Source organism: Rhizobium sp. YTUHZ044 (assembly GCF_051123975.1).
Classification (GTDB): Bacteria; Pseudomonadota; Alphaproteobacteria; order Rhizobiales; family Rhizobiaceae; genus Rhizobium.
This window is the reverse complement of sequence record NZ_CP101426.1, coordinates 1,802,893-1,818,475: the sequence shown is the minus strand read 5'-3', so window position 1 is coordinate 1,818,475 and position 15,583 is coordinate 1,802,893. Positions and strand designations below refer to the sequence as shown.

Annotated in this window: 12 protein-coding genes and 1 pseudogene; 2 read left to right on the top strand and 11 right to left on the bottom strand. The window is 62.5% G+C overall.

Annotated elements, in window-relative coordinates; genetic code table 11:
- Nucleotides 1-2 precede the first annotated feature (2 nt).
- Entirely contained in the window at nucleotides 3-317 is a 315-nt protein-coding gene (locus NL154_RS09030; RefSeq protein WP_010014500.1) for a DUF2849 domain-containing protein, read from the bottom strand.
- Between the two features lie 2 nt (nucleotides 318-319).
- The gene (cysG, locus tag NL154_RS09025; protein ID WP_210631482.1) at nucleotides 320-1,756 is read right to left on the bottom strand and encodes a siroheme synthase CysG; all 1,437 of its coding nucleotides are present in this window, start codon (nucleotides 1,754-1,756) and stop codon (nucleotides 320-322) included.
- A gap of 268 nt (nucleotides 1,757-2,024) precedes the next feature.
- Between cysG and NL154_RS09020 the strand changes: the two genes are divergently transcribed.
- Both NL154_RS09020 and mazG read left to right on the top strand, forming a co-directional pair.
- On the top strand, nucleotides 2,025-2,612 hold the full coding sequence (locus NL154_RS09020; protein WP_210631483.1) for a deaminase: 588 nt from the start codon (nucleotides 2,025-2,027) through the stop codon (nucleotides 2,610-2,612).
- 6 nt (nucleotides 2,613-2,618) lie between these two features.
- Nucleotides 2,619-3,452 (top strand): annotated as a pseudogene (mazG, locus tag NL154_RS09015) (nucleoside triphosphate pyrophosphohydrolase); the annotation flags it as partial.
- 362 nt (nucleotides 3,453-3,814) lie between these two features.
- Here the strand turns inward: mazG and hflX are convergent.
- The 9 genes from hflX to dusB all read right to left on the bottom strand — a co-directional run bounded on the left by hflX (nucleotide 3,815) and on the right by dusB (nucleotide 15,526).
- The gene (gene hflX / locus NL154_RS09010; protein WP_221122849.1) at nucleotides 3,815-5,140 is read right to left on the bottom strand and encodes a GTPase HflX; all 1,326 of its coding nucleotides are present in this window, start codon (nucleotides 5,138-5,140) and stop codon (nucleotides 3,815-3,817) included.
- Between the two features lie 77 nt (nucleotides 5,141-5,217).
- Nucleotides 5,218-5,460 carry an RNA chaperone Hfq gene (gene hfq, locus NL154_RS09005; RefSeq protein ID WP_003539403.1) on the bottom strand — a complete coding sequence of 81 codons (243 nt, stop codon included), beginning with the start codon at nucleotides 5,458-5,460 and terminating at the stop codon, nucleotides 5,218-5,220.
- Nucleotides 5,461-5,571: 111 nt separating this feature from the next.
- Nucleotides 5,572-6,435, bottom strand: coding sequence for a D-amino-acid transaminase (locus NL154_RS09000; RefSeq protein WP_221122848.1), 864 nt, complete (start codon nucleotides 6,433-6,435; stop codon nucleotides 5,572-5,574).
- A 60-nt stretch (nucleotides 6,436-6,495) separates the two neighbouring features.
- The gene (locus NL154_RS08995; protein ID WP_210631486.1) at nucleotides 6,496-7,860 is read right to left on the bottom strand and encodes a sigma-54-dependent transcriptional regulator; all 1,365 of its coding nucleotides are present in this window, start codon (nucleotides 7,858-7,860) and stop codon (nucleotides 6,496-6,498) included.
- A complete protein-coding gene (locus tag NL154_RS08990) occupies nucleotides 7,850-10,120 on the bottom strand; it encodes an ATP-binding protein (protein WP_434733913.1) in 2,271 nt (756 codons plus the stop codon). The genes NL154_RS08995 and NL154_RS08990 overlap by 11 nt, the downstream gene beginning before the upstream one ends.
- Before the next feature lie 213 nt (nucleotides 10,121-10,333).
- Nucleotides 10,334-11,323, bottom strand: a complete 990-nt coding sequence (locus NL154_RS08985) for a potassium channel beta subunit family protein (RefSeq protein ID WP_434733912.1) — start codon at nucleotides 11,321-11,323, stop codon at nucleotides 10,334-10,336.
- 584 nt (nucleotides 11,324-11,907) lie between these two features.
- Complete coding sequence (gene ntrC / locus NL154_RS08980) at nucleotides 11,908-13,359, bottom strand: nitrogen regulation protein NR(I) (RefSeq protein ID WP_210631489.1); 1,452 nt, start codon at nucleotides 13,357-13,359, stop codon at nucleotides 11,908-11,910.
- Nucleotides 13,356-14,510: a two-component system sensor histidine kinase NtrB gene (locus NL154_RS08975; protein ID WP_210631490.1), complete on the bottom strand. Its 1,155-nt coding sequence runs from the start codon at nucleotides 14,508-14,510 to the stop codon at nucleotides 13,356-13,358. Before NL154_RS08975 ends, ntrC begins: the two co-directional genes overlap by 4 nt.
- Nucleotides 14,507-15,526: a tRNA dihydrouridine synthase DusB gene (dusB, locus tag NL154_RS08970; RefSeq protein ID WP_434733911.1), complete on the bottom strand. Its 1,020-nt coding sequence runs from the start codon at nucleotides 15,524-15,526 to the stop codon at nucleotides 14,507-14,509. The genes NL154_RS08975 and dusB overlap by 4 nt, the downstream gene beginning before the upstream one ends.
- Between the last annotated feature and the right edge of the window lie 57 nt (nucleotides 15,527-15,583).

Sequence of the window (15,583 nt, the reverse complement as noted above, 5' to 3'; positions counted from 1 at the left end):
CCTCAGACTGCAATGAATTCGGGATCGGCAGGAGCGTAGCCCGGCGCATATTCCATGGTCGGCCCTTGCGCGCGGATGCGCTCGCGAAGGCGCAACGGCCAGAGAATGCCGTTGGTTTCCTGAACATCGACGACGGCGACGTCAACGACCTCGTTGTCGGCATAAGACTTTTTGCCAATGGCTTCCAATGCTTCGACGGCTTCGTTGTGACGGGCGACAAGCGCCTCCTGCAGCGAGGTCGACCATTTGCCGTTCGCATCCAGCCAGACGGCAATGCCGTCCGTCAGCCGGTTGGCTGTCAGAACCTTGTCACCCATATTCAGCTCCTTGCAAGTTCCTCGAGCCGGGCGTTCTCGCGCGTCAGCGGCTCGGACAGTTCGAAATTGGCGCCGGCGACAGCATCGCCGATAATGACCATGACCGGCCCGGTCAACTCGTCGCGATGCTGCAGATCGGGCAGATCGGCGAGCGTGCCATGCAGCAGACGGCGCTCGGTGCGGCTGGCATTCTCGATGACGGCGACCGTGGTCTCGGAGGGAATGCCGGCCCGCATCAGCCGCTCGGCGACCGAGGCGGCGACCGTGCGGCCCATGTAAACGGCGATCGTCGCGCCGGAGACGGCAAGGCTTGCCCAATCGGGCAGCACGTCGCCGGTGAGATCGTGGCCGGTCGTGAAGACGAGCGAGGAGGCAACGCCGCGCAGCGTCAGCGGCAGCTCGAAATCGGCAGCGGCAGCGAAGGCCGAGGTGATGCCGGGCACAACCTCATAGGTGACGCCGGCGGCGCGCAACGCGGCCATCTCTTCCCCTGCCCGGCCATAGACCAGCGGATCGCCGGATTTCAGGCGGACAACGCGCTTGCCCTGGCGGCCGAGCTCGACGAGCAGTTCGTTGATCTCTTCCTGGGACTTCGAATGGCAGCCCTTGCGTTTGCCGACGGAAAGCCGCTCGGCATCGCGGCGGCCCATATCGACGATCGCCTGCGGCACGAGCGCATCGTAGACGATGACATCGGCTTCCATCATCACGCGCTGAGCGCGCAGCGTCAGCAGATCTTCAGCCCCCGGACCGGCGCCGACAAGCCAGACATGGCCGGCGACCCGATCCATGGAATGCAGCAACCGGTCGGCGGCGTGGCGAGCCTGCGGCAGATTGCCATTGGCGATTGCGTCGGCAACGGGGCCGGAGAAGAACCGGCGCCAGAACACCCGGCGGGAAACGCCGCGGGGGACCAGCTGTTCAACTGATCTGCGGTAGTTCGTCGCCAGTGCGGCCAGGCGCCCGAGCGAGGGGGAAAGAAGCTGGTCGATCTGGGCGCGGATCATCTGCGCCAGAACCGGTCCCGCGCCTTCGGTGCCGATCGCAACGGCGACGGGGGCGCGGTTGACGAGCGCCGGCGTGAAGAAATCGCAGTAATCGGGCTGATCGACGGCATTGGCGGGGATATTCGCGGCGCGGGCGGTGTCGGCGATGCGGCGGTCTTCGGCCTCATTCCCGGTGGCGGCAAAGACAAGGGCCGCACCCTCGACCTGGCCGGCGGAAAAGCCGGCACGCACCGTCTCGATGCGGTTGGCGATCAGAAAGGCATGATAATCGGCTTCCGGCTGGTCGGCATAGGCGATAATCCGCGCCCGCGTGTTCAACAGCAGCCGCACCTTGGCGAAAGCCTCGTCACCATTGCCGAAGACAGCCGTCTTCTGGCCTTCCACGCGAAAGAAGGCTGGAAATACCGAAAGCTGCTCAGTCCTGGAAGACATTATCAATCCACTTCGAAGTTGCCAGAATATGCCCGTGATCGACAAGGGATTGAAGGAACAGAAATCCGAAAGCCCAGGCAAGCGCGTATTCTTTTGCTCGCCTCATCGGCGATTTGAGAAAAGTCAACCGTGCTGACGACAACCACCTGTTCTCACTCTCTTTGTTGCGGTGCAGTGTAAAGCCTGTGGCAAACGACGTCCACCGGCGTTTGCCGCATTTCGCTCGTGCCGCCAAGGCGATAGACTGTGGCAAAACCGGAGACCATCAATGCCCGACAAGACCATTGCCGCCCGCCTTCTTTCGGTTATCGAGGATGATATCCTGCCGCTGACGGAACGCGGCGTCTCCTTGGGCAACAAGGTGTTCGGCGCAGCGATCCTACGCAAATCCGATCTGTCGCTGGTCGTCGCCGAGACCAATAACGAGCTCGACAATCCGCTTTGGCATGGCGAGGTGCATACGCTGAAGCGCTTCTACGAGCTTGGCGACAAGCCGGCGACCAAGGACCTGATCTTCCTGTCGACGCACGAACCCTGCACCATGTGCATGTCGGCGATCACCTGGGCCGGCTTCGACAATTTCTACTATTTCTTCAGCCACGAGGATTCCCGCGACGCCTTCGCCATTCCGCATGATCTGAAGATCCTGAAGGAGGTCTTCGGGCTTGAACCCGGCGGCTATCGCAGGCAGAACGCCTTCTGGAACAGTTTTGCCATCGCCGATCTGGTCGAGACCGAGGAAGTTTCTCGGAAAACGGCGCTGAAGGCGCAGACCGCCCGCATCAAGGCGCGCTACGACGCGCTGTCTTCCACCTACCAGTCGTCGAAGAGCGCCAACGACATTCCGCTTAATTGAGGCACCATGGAACCTTCCAAAGACATTTCACGGCTGATCGAGATCATGGCGGCGCTGCGTCATCCCGAAACCGGCTGCCCCTGGGACATCGAGCAGAATTTCCAGACGATCAAGCCCTACACAATCGAAGAAGCCTATGAAGTCTCCGACGCGATCGAGCGCGGCGATATGGACGATCTCTGTGATGAACTCGGTGACCTGCTTCTACAGGTCGTCTTTCACGCCCGCATGGCCGAGGAGGCCGGCGAATTCTCCTTCGGCGACGTGGTCAACGCCATCACCACCAAGATGATCCGTCGCCACCCGCATGTCTTCGCCCGCTCGGAAGCGGACACACCCGACGCGGTGAAGATCCAATGGGACGAGATCAAGCAGGCTGAAAAGCGCGAGCGCGCCGAGCGCCGGGCCAGGCGCGGGATCACCGAGGATTTCAAAGGCGGCTTCCTGGGCTCTGTGCAGCGCAGTTTTCCAGCGCTGACCGAGGCGCTGAAGCTGCAGGAACGCGCCGCCAAGGTCGGCTTCGACTGGTCAGCGCCCGAGCCGATCCTCGACAAGATCGAGGAGGAGATCGGCGAACTCAGAGTGGCACTTCGCGAAGGCGACCGCGCCAAGGTCAGCGACGAACTCGGCGATCTGATCTTCGCGGTCGTCAATATCGGCCGACATGTGAAGGCTGATCCGGAACAGGCACTACGGGGAACGAACACGAAATTCAGACGCCGATTCAGCTATATAGAGCATGTTCTTGAAGCGGAAGGCGAGACACTTGAAGGCGCGACGCTGGAGCGAATGGAGGAAATCTGGCAGGCGGCGAAGGCGATCGAGAGGGCTGTGACGGCAGCCCCACCCTCCGTCATGCTCGGCCTTGAGCCGAGCATCCACACCTCATCCACCAGCGCCAGTGGCATGGATCCTCGGCTCAAGGCCGAGGATGACGGAGACTGAGGTTGGCTTCTCGCCAAACTAGCCGGCCTGAGGAGCTAACGCATTGCCACGAGACTCTTCTCCCCAGCGGGGAGAAGATGCCGGCAGGCAGATGAGGGAGCGAGCGACAATAGGAGCGAGGCACTGAGCGCAAGCGAAGGGCAACATGGATGTTCTGCCGTGTGTCCCCCTCATCCGACCCTTCGGGCCACTGACCGGGATCGAGCCGCGGGTCTCGACCCGTCCTTCGGCCCCCTGGCGAGAAGGAAAAAGCCGCCTTACCGCTCCCAATCTTCCTTCGAAGCCTTCGGCCCATTGCCGATGCGGCGCTCGAGTTCGGCCGCCTCGGTTTCCGACAAGCGCAGATCGAGCGTGATCGAGCCGTCCTCATTGTCCTCGCGGCCGTCGACGATCGCGTGGTCGTAGAGCCAGGGCAGCAGCGCCAGCTTGTCGACGGGAAGGCGGATCGTCGTTTCGGTCATCACGCCGGAAAGCCTGCGGCTGATCTCGTCCATCAGCGTATCGACGCCCTCGCCGCTGACGGCCGAGACGGCGACAACGTTGCTGGCGCCCGCCGCCCTCTGCACCATAGTGTCGTGGACCTCAGGCTCCAGCCGGTCGATCTTGTTCCAGACCTCGATCAGCCGCTTCTCCGCTTCGGCCTCATCAATGCCGAGGTCGCCGAGGATGCGCATCACATCGGAGCTCTGCGCCTGGTTGTCTGGATCGGACATGTCGCGGACATGCAGGATGAGGTCGGCTTCCAACACCTCTTCCAAGGTGGCACGGAAGGCGGCGACGAGGTGGGTCGGCAGGTCGGAGATGAAGCCGACGGTGTCGGACAGGATGACGGTGCGGCCATGCGGCAGCTTCATGCGACGAAGCGTGGGGTCGAGCGTGGCAAAGAGCATGTCTTCGGCCAGCACGCCGGCACCGGTGATGCGGTTGAACAGGGTCGATTTGCCGGCATTGGTGTAGCCGACGAGCGCGACGATCGGATGCGGCACCTTGCGGCGCTTGGCGCGATGGAGCTGGCGGGTGCGCACGACCTGTTCCAGCTCGCGTTCGAGCTTGATGATGCGGTCCTGCAAGAGCCGCCGGTCGGCTTCGATCTGGGTTTCGCCGGGGCCGCCCATGAAGCCGCCGCCGCCGCGCTGGCGTTCAAGGTGGGTCCAGCTGCGCACCAGTCGGCCCTTCTGATAGTTCAGATGGGCGAGATCGACCTGCAGCGTGCCTTCCTTGGTGGAGGCACGGCGGCCGAAAATTTCAAGAATTAGGCCGGTCCGGTCGATCACCTTGGCGTTCCATTCTTTTTCGAGATTGCGCTGCTGCACCGGGGTCAGCGGATGATCGACGATGACGAGACCGGAATCGCGCTCGTCGAGCAGCGCCTTGATCTCCTCGATCTTGCCGGTGCCGAGCAGGGTCGCCGGTCTCGGATCATTGACCGGCACGATCGAACCGTTGACGACATCGAGGTCGATCGCCTGGGCAAGGCCCGTCGCTTCTTCGAGCCGGCTTTCCGGCGTTCGGGTCGAGGCCGATTCCGTCTGGCCGCCGCGGCTGCGCGATTTCAGAACCGGCACGACGACAGTCGCGCGCATGTCGTCCCTGTGCTTGGCGGCCTCAGGGATGATCGAATCGTTCTTGGTATCGCGTGTCGAAATGACGGCTGATCCTGTTAGGACGCGGCTTCTTCACTCTCGAACATCTGCATCGGCTGACCCGGCATGATCGTCGAGATCGCATGCTTATACACCAGCTGCGAGTGGCCGTCACGGCGAAGAAGAACACAGAAATTGTCGAAAGAGGTAACAACACCCGTGAGTTTCACGCCGTTGATCAAAAAGATTGTCAGGGAAATCTTTTGCTTGCGAACAGTATTGAGAAATAAGTCCTGCAGATTCTGAGAACGTTCCGCCATCGCGCCGCTTCTTTCTTTATTGCCGACCCGAGTTGGCCGGTAGAATATCAATCAACCTCTCCATGCGAGACCGGCAGCACCCTCATTCCACCGGTCCAGCAAATCTTGGTATCAAATCGCAATCTTTTCCGCAACGTCGAAAAAGGCTTCGCGGACTTTCTGCGAGATGCTGCCGGGATGGCCGTTGGCGATCGGCAGGCCATCGACGGAAACGACCGGAAAACAGATACTTGTCGCTGCCGTCAGGAAGACCTCGCGGGCTGCGAGCATTTCGGAAACGGAGAAATTCCGCTCGGCGATTTTCAAGCCCAGCCTGGCGGCCACGTCGAACAATGTGGTGCGGGTGATGCCGCGCAGGATGCCGTGTTCGGCCGGCCGCGTCACCAGCGTTCCACCCGAATCGACCATCCAGACATTGGTCGCCGCCCCTTCCTTCACCATGCCGTCGCCATCGACATAGATCGCCTCCTGGGCACCGGCTTCCTTGGCCTGCTGGCGGGCCATGGCATTGGGCAGCAGGCCGACGGATTTGATGTCGACGCGGTCCCAACGGTTGTCGGTGACGGTGATCGCCTTGATGCCGTTGGCGTTCTTGGCCGCGATGATCTTCGGGTCGGTGCTCTTGGCGGTGATCACAAGCGAGGGCGGCGTACCCTCGGCTGGGAAGACATGGTCGCGGCGAGCGACGCCGCGCGTCACCTGCAGGTAGAAAAGCCCGTTGCGCACATGATTGCGGCGCAGCGTCTCGCGAATAACCTGCGTCAGCGCGGCCCGACTCATCGGCCAGGCGATGCTGAGTTCCCCGAGCGAACGGTCGAGACGGTTCAGATGGCGGGTGAGATCGACGATATAGCCGTGACGCACCTCGCACACTTCGTAGACCCCGTCGGCGAACTGATAGCCGCGGTCCTCGATATGCACGCTGGCATCGGAATGCTTGACGTAGCGGCCGTTCACATAGGCGATTCTCGGCATGGGAAACCTGGTCTTCGAGATGTGAGAGAGACCGGGCGCGGCGTTGCCGCGCCGGTATGATCAGACGCCGAGCGACTTCAGCTTGCGGTGCAGCGCCGAGCGCTCCATGCCGACGAACTCGGCGGTGCGCGAGATATTGCCGCCGAAGCGATTGATCTGGGCGATCAGATAATCCTTCTCGAACATCTCGCGGGCTTCGCGCAGCGGCAGCGTCATGATGTGATAATCGTTCTTGGCCGAAACCTTGGGCAGCATGTCGCCGAGATCGGTCGGCAACATGTCCGCGGTGATCGGCGTATCCGGGCCGTCGGTGCGGGCAAGGATCATCAGCCGCTCGATGTTGTTGCGCAGCTGGCGGATATTGCCCGGCCAGTCATGCGCCTGCAGCACCGCCATGGCGTCATCACCGATGCGGCGCGGACGGATGCCGGCCTGTTCCGATATCTGGCGCATCAGCTGGTCGACGAGGAAGGGAATATCCTCGCGGCGCTCGGCAAGCTGCGGCACGCGCACCGGCACGACGGCCAGGCGATGATAGAGATCCTCGCGGAACCAGCCTTCGGCAATGCGGCTTTCGAGATTATAGGCCGTCGAGGAAATGATGCGGACATCGACCTTGACGCGCTTGGATCCGCCGACCCGCTCGAACTGCTGATCGACCAGCACACGCAGGATCTTGTTCTGCGTCTCGCGCGGCATCTCGCCGACCTCGTCGAGATAGAGGATGCCGCGATGGGCCTCCTCGAGTGCGCCGATCTTGCGCGCCTGGCCCGGCGTTCCCTCGGTGCCGAAGAGCGCCACTTCCATGCGATCGGGCGTGATATTGGCGGCGTTGAGCGCCACGAAGGGGCCGTTGGCACGGGCCGACTTCTTGTGGATCATCCGCGCTACCAGCTCCTTGCCGGAGCCGGACGCGCCGAGAATCATGATGCGGCTGTTGGTCGGCGCCACCTTCTCGATCGTCTGGCGCAGCTGCGAGACGGCGACCGAAGTGCCGATCAGTTCCAAGGCGTCGCCGGTGCGCCGTTTCAGCTCGGAAACCTCGCGCTTGAGCTTGGAATTTTCCAGCGCGCGCTCGGCGATCAAAATCAGCCGGTCGGCCTTGAAGGGCTTTTCGATGAAATCGAACGCGCCGCGCTTGATCGCCGAGACCGCGGTTTCGATGTTGCCGTGGCCGGAGATCATCACGACGGGGAGATCGGGATGACGGGTCTTGATCTCATCCAGCAGCGACAGGCCGTCGAGCTTGCTGCCCTGCATCCAGATATCGAGGAAGATCAGCCGCGGCACGCGATCGGAAATCGCCGCCAGTGCGCTGTCGCTGTCATGGGCCGTGCGTGTCTCATGACCTTCGTCGGAGAGAATGCCGGAAACGATCTCGCGAATATCGTGCTCGTCATCGACGACGAGAATATCAGAGGCCATAAGCGCTTTCCTTGTCATTGGCTGCGGGAGCGGCGGGCGCTGGCTCCAGGCGCGGCAGATGCACGCGGATCATGGCCCCTCTTCCCCGGTCAAAATCGGCGGGCGCATCGTGCAGCTCGAGCTGCCCGCCATGTTCCTCGATGATCTTCTTGACGATGGCGAGGCCGAGGCCGGTGCCCTTCTCGCGCATCGTCATATAGGGTTCCAGAATGCTGTGGCGGTTTTCCACCGGCAGACCGCGACCATTGTCGATCACGTCGATGGTGAAACGGTCGCGGGCCACATCGAGCGCGGCGCGCACGAGAACCTTGCGCTCGTCCCGTTCGTCACTCGGAACGGCTTCCAGCGATTCCACGGCATTCTTGATAAGATTGCCGAACGCCTGGCCGAGCATGCGACTGTCGAACAGGCCCTCTAGCGGCTTATCGCCGAACTCCGAGAGGAAGGTGACGTGATGATTGCCCATCTCGCGGAGGAAGATCGCGTCGCGCAGGATATCGCGCAGGTCGCTCGGCTCCTTGGTCGGCTTGGGCATGCGGGCGAAAGCGGAAAATTCGTCGACCATGCGGCCGATATCACCGACCTGGCGAATGATCGTATCCGTGCACTGATCGAAGACGGTGCGGTCGTCCTGGTTGATCTGCTTGCCGTAGCGGCGCTGGATGCGCTCGGCGGACAGCTGGATCGGCGTCAGCGGATTCTTGATCTCATGGGCAATGCGCCTTGCCACGTCACCCCAGGCAGTCGAGCGCTGGGCGATGACGAGATCGGTGATATCGTCGAGCGTGATCACGTAGGATTCGCTCATGTCGCGCACTTCCTCGCGGGTGACCTGCACGCTCAGTGTTCTCACCGTGCCGCCGCGCACGAGCGCGATCTGCTTGCGGAAATCGCCGCGATGACGCACCGCCGCCTCGGTCAGCACCTGATCGACCTCGGGCGCAATGTCGGCGAGCTGCTTGCCGAGCATCTCGTCGGCCGACAGCGACATCAGCGTCTCGGCCGAACTGTTGACGATGGCGATGCGGCGATCCTGTTCGACGCCGATGACGGCGGCGGTCACGCCCGACAGCACCGCTTCGATGAAGCGACGACGATCGTCGACCTCGTCCTTGGCTTCGAGGATCTCGTCGCGCTGGGTGCGGATTTCCGAGATCATCTTGTTGAAGGTGCGCGACAGATTGGCGACGTCGCCATCGACGGCATGCACCGGCACGACAATATCCATATTGCCCGATGCAACGCTGTCAGCCGCGGTGATCAGCAGCCGGATCGGCCGCACGATGCGGTCGGCGACCGCAATTGCCGTCCAGATCGCCGCAAGCAGCACGATCAGCGCGAAGCCGATGTAGAGCACGGCGAAGGCGATCTGCAGTGAGAAGCGGTTGGCCTCCATCGAGCGGTATTCGGTGGCGTTTTCCTCCATCATGCGCATGGCGCCCATGACCTTGGGATCGACGGCCCGCACCGTATAGAGAAACGTGCCCTGGATGGCATCGAGCTTGATGATGGCGCCGACGAGGTTGGTGACTCCGGGCGGGATCAGCGTCGGCTGGCCGGCCGCTGCCTTTTCCAGCGCATCCTGCGGAATGGCCGGCAACGGTTTTTCCGTGGCGATATCGGCCTGTACGACCACCGAACCGTCGCTTTCGACAAGGAAGGCGCCGAGCAGGCCGCGGCCCCTTGCCTGGCGCGTCATCAGTTCGGCAAAGCCCGTCCTGTCGAGGCTGTAAAGGGCGCGGTTGCGCTCCAGGTCGTTGGCCATGGACACCGTCTGCCCCTGCAGGTAGCTGGCGTTCTCCATCATATAGGCCTGGCCGATATTGCGCGACGAGCTGACGATCGACTGGGTGCGCAGCGCAAACCAGCGATCGAGGCCGGCATTCAGCGTAATGCTGGCGAAGATGGCGACGAGGATCGCCGGCGTGATCGCGACGATCGAGAAGAGCACGACGATACGAATGTGCAGGCGCGCAGCCGCCCTGCCCCGGGTGCGCGCCTTGAGCAGCCTTGCCACCTCCCGGGCGATCAGCGCCAGCAGTGTCAGGACGAAGAAGGAATTGACGATCACCGAGGTGATGACGACATGCGAGGTCGGCGCGATCGGCGTCAGGCCAAGCAGTATGAAGAGTGTGATCGTGGCGCAGAGCAGCGCGCCGCCTGCGAGCACGAGGCCGGGCACGGCGAAAAGCGCGCGGCGATCGGTCACCGTCGTCACCGCCTCGGCCGCCGCCGCCGGCGCTACCCCATCCTGCGTCATTCGGCCTCTCTTCAGACGGCATCCGCCGTCCCGCCATCTGATCGAAACCAAACAACGCCGGCTCAGGAGAGCCAGCGTCGGAACGACTCGATCGGGAGCGAAATGTCCAAAACCCTTGCGTGACCTTTAAGCAACGCATTGTGGCGAAAATGCAACGCGCCTCGTCATGTTGTCAAGGCGAAGCACCCGCAGCCTCACAGTTTTGGCGACTGTTTAAAAGCGACGCGGTTCTTCCGGTTTGTTTCCGGCAATCGCATCAATGCGCTCCAACACATCAGCGGTCAGCTTGTGCCTGTGCGAAAGGGCCGCGAGATTACCCTGCAGCTGGCTGGCGCGCGAGGCGCCGAGAATGACGGTCGAGACGTTGCGATTGGCGAGGCACCACAAAAGCGCGAGATGGGTAATCGATAAACCGATCTCGTCCGCGAGTTTTGCGAGTTCGCCGACTTGTCGGAGCTGAGCGCGGCCGGCATCGCTCGACCATTTCTCCTTCAGCCATTCGTAGCCGGGCAGATTCATGCGGCTGTCGGCGGGCACGCCGTTATTGTATTTGCCGGTGAGGACGCCGGAGGCGAGCGGCGACCAGATCGTGGTGCCAAGGCCGAGCAGTTCGTAGAGCGGGAGATAATCGGCCTCGACCTTCTGGCGCTCGAAGATGTTGTACTGCGGTTGCTCCATGGTGGGCGGCGTGATGCGCAGGTCGCGGGCAACGGCATAGGCTTCGGTCAGTTGTTGGGCAGACCATTCGGACGTTCCCCAGTAGAGCACCTTGCCCTGGGCGACGAGATCGTGCATGGCCCGGACCGTTTCCTCGACCGGCGTGTCGATATCAGGGCGGTGGCAGAAATAGAGATCGAGGTAATCGACCTGAAGCCGCTTCAGCGCCGCATGGCAGGCATCGGTCACATGCTTGCGCGACAGGCCGCGCTGCGTCGGCCTCTCACCTCCCCAGAAGACCTTGCTCGAGACGATGAAGCTGTCTCGGCTCCAGCCCAGTGACTTGAGCGCTTCGCCCATGACGATCTCCGACTTGCCGCTTTCATAGCCTTCGGCATTGTCGAAGAAGTTCACCCCGTTATCATAGGCAAGCCGCATGAGGTCGACAGCGTCGCCGCCATTCACCTGCTTGCCGAAAGTGACCCATGAGCCGAAGGAGAACTCGCTCACCTTCAGGCCCGATTTTCCCAAACGACGATATTCCATCACGCAGCTCCCGCAGGTTAGAACATGGGCCGACAATTTACCGGCCTCGACATCACATTCGATCGGCGACCGATCGGTCTAATCTATGGCGTCCGCGCGGATATACGAGGCGCAGCCCGCTAAATTGGCCGCCTGAAACACGATGCCGCGGCTCTGGTCAGCCCGACCGTAAAGAAAAGGGCGCTCCACGGCATCAGCCGGAGCGCCCATGGCATGCGGGCGACGACAATTGCGGCGGAAGTCGACAGCAGCAGCGGCAGATGACGAGATGCGGAACAGATAGGCAACATGCGAGCGGATTTGGGAATGCTCTCGCCCGCTGATCGAGCCATGCCATCCACCAGTTATCCACAGCTTATCCACAGGCCCGGCGCCGATGACCGCAGCAACTTCAATGACATTTGGTACACGGCAAATAATAGCTCACAAATACTATGTGACCATTGAATGACACTGCAATTTTGTTTGCCGGCGCAGATACAAACCGCGACCGAGCTTGGATAGATTAGGTTTTGTTCCCGACCGTGGCGGCGGATACTGGGGAGGAGTGGCGGTGGGCAAACGAGGAGCCCACCGCCTTTTTTTCAGGCGGTGCGGGAGCTTCTGTAAACAGAGACGCCGAGTTCCCTGATCTTCTTGCGCAAGGTGTTGCGGTTGAGGCCGAGCAGGTCGGCCGCCTTGATCTGATTGCCGCGCGTTGCCGTGAGCGCAGCGAGTATCAGCGGATATTCCAATTCGGTCAGCACGCGATCATAGAGGCCTGGCGGCGGCAGGTTGTCGCCGAAGCTCGCAAAATAGGTGCGCATGTTCTCCTCGACCGCCTGGGCGATCGTCATCGAGCCACTGCGGATCGGCCCCTTGTCGATCGGGCTGTCGGGCACGTCGGAGCGCAGCTCGGCATCGATGATCTCGCGGGTGATGACATCCTGCGGATAAAGCGCCATCAGCCGGCGGATGAGATTTTCCAGCTCACGCACATTGCCCGGCCAGGCATAGGCCTTCATCAGCTCCAGCGCTTCCTGATCGAAGCGTTTGGAGCCGAGCCCTTCCTTCTCGGCCTGCTGAATGAAATGGCGCACGAGATCGGGAATGTCCTCGGCGCGGTCGCGCAACGGCGGCAGGCGCAGCGGCACGACGTTGAGGCGATAGTAGAGATCCTCGCGGAACAGTCCCTGATTAATCGCCTGCTTCAGATCCTTGTTGGTGGCGGCGACGATGCGCACATCGGTGCGGATCGGCGTACGGCCGCCGACGGTGGTGTATTCGCCCTGCTGCAGCACGCGCAGAAGCCTGGTCTGGGCGTCCATCGGCATGTCGCCGATTTCGTCGAGAAACAGCGTGCCGCCTTCGGCCTGTTCGAAGCGGCCGGTCGAGCGCGTCTGCGCGCCGGTGAAGGCGCCCTTCTCGTGGCCGAAGAGTTCCGATTCGATCAGGTCGCGCGGGATCGCCGCCATGTTGATCGCCACGAAGGGGCCGTTGCGGCGCTTGCCGTAATCGTGCAATGCGCGGGCGACGAGCTCCTTGCCGGTGCCGGATTCGCCGGTGATCATCAGCGTCAGGTCGGTCTGCATCAGCCGGGCGAGCACACGGTAGATTTCCTGCATCGCCGCCGAGCGGCCGACCAGCGGCATGCCGTCCTGCATATCCTCTTCGAGCTTGGCGGGCTTGCGCTTCGGCTCGGCGAGCGCCCGGCCGATGATGCCGATGAGTTCTGTCAGGTCGAAGGGCTTCGGCAGATAGTCGTAAGCGCCTTTCTCGGAGGCCTTGATGGCGGTCATGAAGGTGTTCTGGGCGCTCATGACGAGGACAGGCAGATCCGGACGGGCCTTCTTGATGCGCGGCAACAGGTCGAAGGCGTTCTCGTCCGGCATCACCACGTCTGTGACGACAAGATCGCCCTCACCCGCCGAGATCCAGCGCCACAACGTTGCGGCGTTGGAGGTGATGCGAACGTCATAACCGGCGCGGCTCAACGCCTGGTTGAGCACGGTGCGGATGGCGGCATCATCATCTGCAACGAGGATCGTGGCTGTCATCGAGAAGGTCCTGTCGAGCTTGCGGAAGAAGCATCCTCGAGCGAGGCGTCCTTCGACGCCGGCATGAGAACGCGGAAAGTCGTGCGGCTGTTCTGGCTGTCGCATTCGATGATGCCGCCGTGATCGCCGATGATCTTGGCGACCAGCGCCAGGCCGAGGCCGCTGCCATTCGTCTTGGTGGTGATGAAGGGATCGAAGAGATGCGGCAGCAGGTCGGCAGGAACGCCGGGGCCATTGTCGTGGACGCAGAATTCCAGCGGCAGCGAGATCTTTTCGCGGGTGCCGGCGACCGAAAGACGGATGCCAGGACGATAGGCGGTCGTCAGCATGATCTCGCCATCCGGCCGATCGCCGACCGCTTCGGCGGCGTTCTTCACCAGGTTGAGGAAGACCTGAACGAGCTGGTCGCGATTGGCATAGACCGCCGGCAGCGACGGGTCGTAACTCTCGGTGATGCGGATATTGCGGGCAAACCCCGCCTTGGCGACCGCCTTCACGTGATCGAGCACGGAATGGATGTTGACCGGCATGCGGTCGACCGGGCGTTCGTCGGAAAAGACCTCCATGCGGTCGACCAGCGAGACGATGCGATCGGTCTCGTCGCAGATCAGCCGGGTCAGTGCCCGGTCGTCGTCGATGACGGATTGTTCGAGCAGCTGGGCGGCGCCTCGGATGCCGGAGAGCGGGTTCTTGATCTCATGGGCCAGCATCGAGGCGAGACCGGTCACCGAGCGGGCGGCGGCGCGGTGCGTCAGCTGCCGGTCGATCTTGTCGGCCATCGAGCGTTCCTGAAAGACGATGACGACGGCGCCGGGCTCGCTCAGCACCGGGGCGACATAGAGATCGACGAGCTTGTCCTGGCCGAGGCGCGGCGAACTCAGATCGACGCGGTATTCGTTCACCGGCGCCTTGCGCTCACGCACCTGGTCGATCAGGGCGAGCAGCGGACTGCCGAAGGGAATGAAGGTCGAGATCCGGTATCGCGCCAGATGCGAGGCGCTGGCACCGAAAAAGGCCTCCGCCTCCCAATTGGCGAAGGCGACGAAACCGGATTCGTCGACCATGACGACCGGGTTCTGGATGGCGTTCAGCACGGCCATGGCAACGGTTCCGCCGGCGTAGTCGGGCGGAGAGGTCATATCCTTGTTCATGCCGCCTCCCGGCTATCGAGCGCACCTGCAGCCAGCGCGTCATAAAGGCGCCCGGCTACCTCACGCGGGTCACGCGAGGTCATGATGTCTGCCTTCTCGCCACCGGCAAGCGCGGGAGCAAAACGCTCGAGATACCAGCCGAGATGCTTGCGGGCATGGCGGATCGCCACCGCCTCGCCGTAGAAGTCGAGCATCATCCGGTAATGTTCGACGGCGATATCGGCAATCTCTTGGCGTCGCGGCTCCGCCACTCCGGCGAGCACGCCGGCATGCCACGGCCTGCCCTGGCAGCCCCTGCCGATCATGACGGCATCGGCGCCGGACCGGCGCAGGATTTCCTGCGCGTCGTCGGCGGTCTCGACGTCGCCATTGGCGATCAGCGGAATGGAGATGACCTGGCGGACAGCGCCGATCGCTTCCCAATCGGCGCGGCCTTCGTAAAACTGCATGCGGGTGCGGCCATGAATGGTCACGAGCTGGATGCCAGCCGCCTCGGCGCGGCGCGCAATGTCGGGCGCGTTGATGGAATTCTCGTCCCAGCCGAGGCGCATCTTCAGCGTCACCGGAATGTCGACGGCCTTGACCGTCGCCTCGATCAGGCTGAGCGCGTGATCGGGATCGCGCATCAGCGCCGAGCCGGAATAGCCGCCGATCACCTTCTTTGCCGGACAACCCATATTGATGTCGATGATATCGGCGCCATGATCGGCAGCGATTTTCGCCGCTTCCGCCATCCAATACGCCTCGCGCCCGGCGAGCTGCACCATATGCGGCCGGAAGCCGGCAGCCTTCAGCCGCGACCAGGATTCGGCGGTGTCGTTGACCAGCTCGCGGCTCGCCACCATCTCGGTGACGACGAGGCCGGCACCGAAGCGCCAGGCAAGCTCACGGAAGGGCATATCCGTGACGCCGGACATCGGCGCCAGCACAACGCGGTTCCGCACGGAAACGGGTCCGATTCGGAAAGGCGCTGCGAGTTTCTTGCAAATCAAATGATTATCTTTCAGGCACACCATGGAACTGCATTATTTTTAGCCACAGATCGGTGCCTTTGCCAAGGGGGCTCGGATCGG

Bases quoted from the DNA above. Each gene is read 5' to 3' on its own strand.
- NL154_RS09030 (WP_010014500.1), bottom strand. From the start codon at position 317: ATGGGTGACAAGGTTCTGACAGCCAACCGGCTGACGGACGGCATTGCC.
- cysG (WP_210631482.1), bottom strand. From the start codon at position 1,756: ATGTCTTCCAGGACTGAGCAGCTTTCGGTATTTCCAGCCTTCTTTCGC.
- NL154_RS09020 (WP_210631483.1), top strand. From the start codon at position 2,025: ATGCCCGACAAGACCATTGCCGCCCGCCTTCTTTCGGTTATCGAGGAT.
- hflX (WP_221122849.1), bottom strand. From the start codon at position 5,140: ATGCGCGCGACTGTCGTCGTGCCGGTTCTGAAATCGCGCAGCCGCGGC.
- hfq (WP_003539403.1), bottom strand. From the start codon at position 5,460: ATGGCGGAACGTTCTCAGAATCTGCAGGACTTATTTCTCAATACTGTT.
- NL154_RS09000 (WP_221122848.1), bottom strand. From the start codon at position 6,435: ATGCCGAGAATCGCCTATGTGAACGGCCGCTACGTCAAGCATTCCGAT.
- NL154_RS08995 (WP_210631486.1), bottom strand. From the start codon at position 7,860: ATGGCCTCTGATATTCTCGTCGTCGATGACGAGCACGATATTCGCGAG.
- NL154_RS08990 (WP_434733913.1), bottom strand. From the start codon at position 10,120: ATGACGCAGGATGGGGTAGCGCCGGCGGCGGCGGCCGAGGCGGTGACG.
- NL154_RS08985 (WP_434733912.1), bottom strand. From the start codon at position 11,323: ATGGAATATCGTCGTTTGGGAAAATCGGGCCTGAAGGTGAGCGAGTTC.
- ntrC (WP_210631489.1), bottom strand. From the start codon at position 13,359: ATGACAGCCACGATCCTCGTTGCAGATGATGATGCCGCCATCCGCACC.
- NL154_RS08975 (WP_210631490.1), bottom strand. From the start codon at position 14,510: ATGAACAAGGATATGACCTCTCCGCCCGACTACGCCGGCGGAACCGTT.
- dusB (WP_434733911.1), bottom strand. From the start codon at position 15,526: ATGGTGTGCCTGAAAGATAATCATTTGATTTGCAAGAAACTCGCAGCG.